Source organism: uncultured Thiocystis sp., assembly GCF_903866365.1.
Classification (GTDB): domain Bacteria; phylum Pseudomonadota; class Gammaproteobacteria; order Chromatiales; family Chromatiaceae; genus Chromatium.
Window position 1 is genome coordinate 1 of the sequence record NZ_CAIPNF010000416.1, and the last position, 4,963, is coordinate 4,963.

The 4,963-nt window shown below is 61.7% G+C and carries 5 protein-coding genes; 3 read left to right on the forward strand and 2 right to left on the reverse strand.

All coding sequences use genetic code 11. The annotated features are described in order from the left end of the window. The coding region (locus tag QZY07_RS23085; protein ID WP_295408034.1) for a hypothetical protein at positions 1-231 on the forward strand (231 nt) is incomplete at its 5' end. A 114-nt stretch (positions 232-345) separates the two neighbouring features. Here QZY07_RS23085 and QZY07_RS23090 read toward each other — a convergent pair. After that, on the reverse strand, positions 346-1,035 hold the full coding sequence (locus tag QZY07_RS23090) for a DUF599 domain-containing protein (RefSeq protein WP_295408036.1): 690 nt from the start codon (positions 1,033-1,035) through the stop codon (positions 346-348). A gap of 72 nt (positions 1,036-1,107) precedes the next feature. Next, complete coding sequence (gene hisG / locus QZY07_RS23095) at positions 1,108-1,980, reverse strand: ATP phosphoribosyltransferase (RefSeq protein ID WP_295408038.1); 873 nt, start codon at positions 1,978-1,980, stop codon at positions 1,108-1,110. A gap of 183 nt (positions 1,981-2,163) precedes the next feature. On the opposite strand from hisG, the gene QZY07_RS23100 reads away from it, so the two are divergent. Continuing rightward, positions 2,164-3,624, forward strand: coding sequence for a circularly permuted type 2 ATP-grasp protein (locus tag QZY07_RS23100; RefSeq protein ID WP_295408040.1), 1,461 nt, complete (start codon positions 2,164-2,166; stop codon positions 3,622-3,624). 210 nt (positions 3,625-3,834) lie between these two features. Beyond that, the gene (locus QZY07_RS23105) at positions 3,835-4,797 is read left to right on the forward strand and encodes an alpha-E domain-containing protein (RefSeq protein WP_295408042.1); all 963 of its coding nucleotides are present in this window, start codon (positions 3,835-3,837) and stop codon (positions 4,795-4,797) included. Positions 4,798-4,963 lie beyond the last annotated feature (166 nt).

A 4,963-nucleotide genomic window follows, 5' to 3' on the forward strand; every position in this document is an offset into this window, starting at 1 on the left:
CTATGGATCGGGGCTAATCCGCTACGTGGTGGGGTTTCTTTCTTTAGTGGGAAAATAGACAACGTCTTTGTTTACAACGAACTGCTCACTGATGAGCGAATCGATCAAATTCGACAAGGAGGAGCGTCCGCTATCCAGAATGTGCAGGCAGTGCCAGTTCCAGGCGCTATCTGGCTTTTTTGGCCAGCTTTGGCAGGTCTAGGTGTAATGGGCCGAAAAAAAGCCACCTAAAACCGAGCTTTCGACGATGTGGCGGTTTTAGTGAAAGCAGGCTCTTTGATAGTCAAGCGGTAAGTGTGCTTTGACGATGCTGCTTCGCCATCTCCGGTCCGACTGAGAACAGACTCAATCGTCCGGAGCTGGCGAATCGTCGGCGCGGAAATCGAAGCGATAAAGCAGGATCAACGAGAGCAATACCCCGCCCAGAAACCAATCGGGTCCGATCAACCAGAAGAGGAACGGGGTCGCGAGCAGAAAGCCTCGGGTGCCCCGATTGTAATGTCCGCTGGCGCGGTTGAGGGTCTCGGCGGTCGATGCCAGGCCAGACCCGTTGAAGTACGTGGACGGCAGGTTGATCAGGAAGCCGGTGTGATTGTAATAGCGCAACGCGAGGGCGAAGTGCAGAAAGCTGCCGAAAAAAATGGCGGCGATCAGCAACAGTTTGAGTCGGACCAGGTTCGCGCTGGTTGGCGCCAGACTGAGCGCCCGGGACAGATCGGCAAGATCGACGCCGTTAAACGCCACGCCCATCACCCCCAGTCCGATCACGATGGAGGTGGACGCGAACAGGGTTGCGGACATCACCCAGTTGCGCAGGGTCTGGATGGCCAGGATGCCGTTGGCGCTGTCGCGCATGGTTTCGACCCAGGCGCGGCGGAGGCGGTTGGAACGGCCACGATAGGTGCGCTCGGGTTCCACGCGAAAGACGCGCATCAGATAGAACTGGTAGCCGACCAGCAGCAGGAGCCCGCTGGCATCGGCGGCCCACACCAACGGCGGGCGGGCGAGTATTGTCAAGATGTCGTCAATCTGCATCGATCTTCGCTTCCGGTCGTGACGGAGACTGGCCTGAGTGCGCCGTATCGGGTGGGTCGATCGCTCCAGGGATCAGACCATCTTTCTGATCTCGTATTCCAGAATGCCCTCGGCCCCGGCGGCACAAAGACGCGGGATGAGGTCGCGTACCTGATCGGCGTTCACGACCGTCTCCAGCGCGAGCCATTGGCGGTCGTACAGATGGCTGACAGTGGGTGCGTGCAGGCTCGGCAGCAGGGCGACGACGGCGTCGAGACGCTCCGCCGGCACGTTGCATTTGAGCGCGACCTTGTGTCGGGCCGTCAACGCCGCCTGCAACATCAGCGCGATCTGTTCGATGCGCGCGCGTCGCGCCGGATCCCGCATCGCCGCGTGGTTGGCGATCAGCCGGGTGTCGGTGACCAGCAGATCCTCGACGATTCGCAGCCCGTGGGCGCGGATGGTGCTGCCGGTCTCGGTGATCTCGACCACGGCATCGACCAGACCCTCGACCGCCTTGGCCTCGGTGGCGCCCCAGGAGAATTCCACCTCGGCCGCGATGCCGCGCTCGGCCAGATAGCGGCGGGTGAAGCCGACCAGCTCGGTGGCGATCTTGCAGCCCTGCAGATCCGCGACCGAGCGGATCTTGGAGTGTTCGGGGACGACCAGCACCCAGCGGCTGGGACGGTTCGACGCCTTGGAATAGGTCAGGGTGCAGATCTGCTCGACATCCGCCTCGGCCTCTAAGATCCAGTCCAGGCCGGTCAGTCCCAGATCCAGGGTGCCGCGCTCGACATAGCGGGCCATCTCCTGGGCGCGCAGCAAGGAGCAGCGGATGTCGGGATCGTCGATGTCGGGGAAATAGTTGCGCGAATGCGCGGTGATGCGCCAGCCGGCCTGGGCGAAGAGGTCGATGGTCGCCTCTTCCAGACTGCCCTTGGGGATCCCGAGTTTCAGCAGAGACATGATGGTTGCGGAGCGGCTTGAGTGTTGATGGTTCCGGCATTATCCCGCATTCGCGCACCGACCACGAACCGGGATAGACTTCACGGCCTCGTGTCCAGCATACTCGAACCCCGACGGTCCCTGTGACGGAGGCGCCTTCCGGCGCTTGCCATCGTTCGTATCCGGTTCATTGAGAGAGCCCCCATGAGCATCGATTGGAACGCCTATCCCTGCGAGGATTTTTACGACGAACTGCTGGCCGCGCCGGGTCAGGGGCGCCCCGCGCTCGCCGGTCTGCTCAAGGATCTGGAATCGTTGGGGTCCGATGAACTGGTGGCGCGTCAGGAGGCCGCGAACGTCTCCATCAAGGAGATGGGCATCACCTTCACCGTCTATTCGGAGGAGGGCGGGGCGATCGATCGGACCTGGCCCTTCGATATCATCCCGCGCATCATTCCCCAGGCCGAATGGGACCGGGTCGACGCCGGGCTGCGCCAGCGGGTGAAGGCACTCAATCTCTTTATCGACGATCTGTACCACGAACAGAAGATCATCAAGGATGGCGTCTTCCCCGCCGAGGTGCTGGCCAAGTCGGTGAACTTCCGGCCGCAGTGCGTCGGCGTCGACCCGCCGCTCGGGATCTGGGCGCATATCTGCGGCTCGGATCTGGTGCGCGATGGGGACGGCACCCTCTATGTGCTGGAAGACAATCTGCGCGTCCCCTCCGGCGTCTCCTACATGCTGGAAAACCGCCTGGTGACCAAGCGGGTGTTTCCCGAACTGTTCGAACATTACGCGCCACTGCCGGTCGACGACTATCCGTCCCAGCTCTTCGATACCCTGGCCGCGCTCTCGCCGCGTCCGGCGGACTATCCGGCGGTCGTGGTGCTGACGCCGGGGATCTACAACTCGGCCTATTTCGAGCATGCCTATCTGGCCCAGCAGATGGGTTGCGAACTGGTGGAGGGGCGCGATCTCTTCGTCGACGATGACGATTGCGTCTATATGCGCAATGTCGATGGCGCGGCGCGGGTGGATGTGGTCTATCGGCGGATCGACGATCTGTTTCTGGATCCGGAGGCATTTCTCCCCGAATCGACCTTGGGCGTACCGGGTCTGCTGCGCGCTTGGAAGGCCGGCAAGGTGGCGCTGGCCAACGCGCCGGGGGCGGGGGTCGCGGACGACAAGGTGGTCTATGCCTTCGTGCCCGAGATCATCCGCTACTACCTGGACGAGGATGCCATCATCCCGAATGTCCCGACCTACCGCTGCATGGAGCCGGAGGCGCTCGCCTATACCCTGGAACACATGGAGCAACTGGTGGTGAAGCCGGCCAACGAATCCGGCGGTTATGGGATGCTGGTGGGACCGGCCTCGACCAAGGCCGAGCGCGAGCTCTTCGCCGGGCTGATCAAGAAAGACCCGCGCAACTATATCTCGCAACCGGCGCTTAAGCTTTCGACCGTGCCGACCGTGATCGGCCGCACACTGGAACCGCGCCACGTCGATCTACGGCCCTTTATCCTGTCCGCCGACCGTCAGCAGGTCACCATGGGCGGCCTGACCCGAGTCGCCATGCGCAAGGGCTCGCTGGTCGTCAATTCATCGCAGGGCGGCGGGAGCAAGGACACCTGGATTCTGCCCGAGCAGCCGGAGTCCAATTAAACCGCGTCCGGCCGGGTATGCGTTGTCGGTGCATTGGTTTGGCCTCGTCAGAATCCAGGAACGTCAGAGCTGACGCGGTTTAAACATTTAATTATTCATTTCTTTAAACCGCGTCCACTCCAACAGCCATGGGTTCGTGCAAACCTTGGCCGATCACGCGAACCGACGCAAATCATGATGGACGCGGTTTAAACTAGGGGGTCGGATCGCATGTTGTCGCGAGTCGCTGAACATATTTACTGGCTGGCCCGTTATGTGGAGCGGGCCGAGAATACGGCGCGTATCGTCACGGTCAATGCCAACCTGCTGTTGGATCTGCCCAAGGGGATCGCCCCCGGTTGGCGTCCGCTGGTCGATATCACCGGCTCCAATGATCTGTTCGAGGAGCATTACAAGGATTACGGCGAGCGTCAGGTGGTGCGTTTCCTGATCGGCGACGAGCGCAATACCGGCTCGATCCTCTCGGCCCTGGTGTCGGCGCGGGAGAACTGTCGCACCATTCGCGATTTCGTGCCCCGCGAGGCGTGGGAGATGCTCAACGAGCTTTATCTTTTTGCCCGCGAGGAGCTGGACAAAGGCATGACCAAGGGCGGGCGTCACGCCTATCTCAAGCGGGTCATCCAGGGCGCCCAGACCATCAATGGCATGCTCTCGGGAACCATGCTGCACGACCAGGGCTATGACTTTCTGCACTTGGGCCGGTTCCTGGAGCGGGCCGACATGACCACCCGCATCATCGACGTGCGCTCGGCCAATCTGCTGCCCGAGGAGACCACCGAACTGCGACCCTTCGAGACCATCCAGTGGGTCAGCGTGCTCAAGTCCATGACCGGCTATCAAGCCTATCGGCGCAGCGAACAGGTGCGGGTTCTCCGCGGTCCGGTGCTGCGTTTTCTGTTTCAGCACAGCGATTTCCCCCGCTCGGTGAACCACAGTGTCGAATCGCTGCGGGACAGTCTCGCCAAGCTGCCGCGCAACGAGGGCGCGCTGCGGGTCGCCGGTCGCCTCAGGCGCACGCTGGAAGGGGTGGAGCCGCGCCGGTTGAATCAGCAGCAACTTCACGCCTTCGTCGACGATCTCCAGGTCGGTATCGGCGAACTGCACGACGAAATCGCCCGCACCTGGTTTCCGCCGCCGCTGGTGTCGGAGACGCAGTCACAGTCGCAAGGCTGAAGTGCCGTGCCCGTCGATGCGGATTCCCTCAGTACAGTACATATCTCATTAAGCATTTGATATATATGGATCTCGCTTAGAGCCACGATCGCCCGGAGATTCGATGTCCGAGATCCAATCCGTCAAGCTGTTGCGCAACCTGCTCGGCGTCCACCTGAACTGGCAC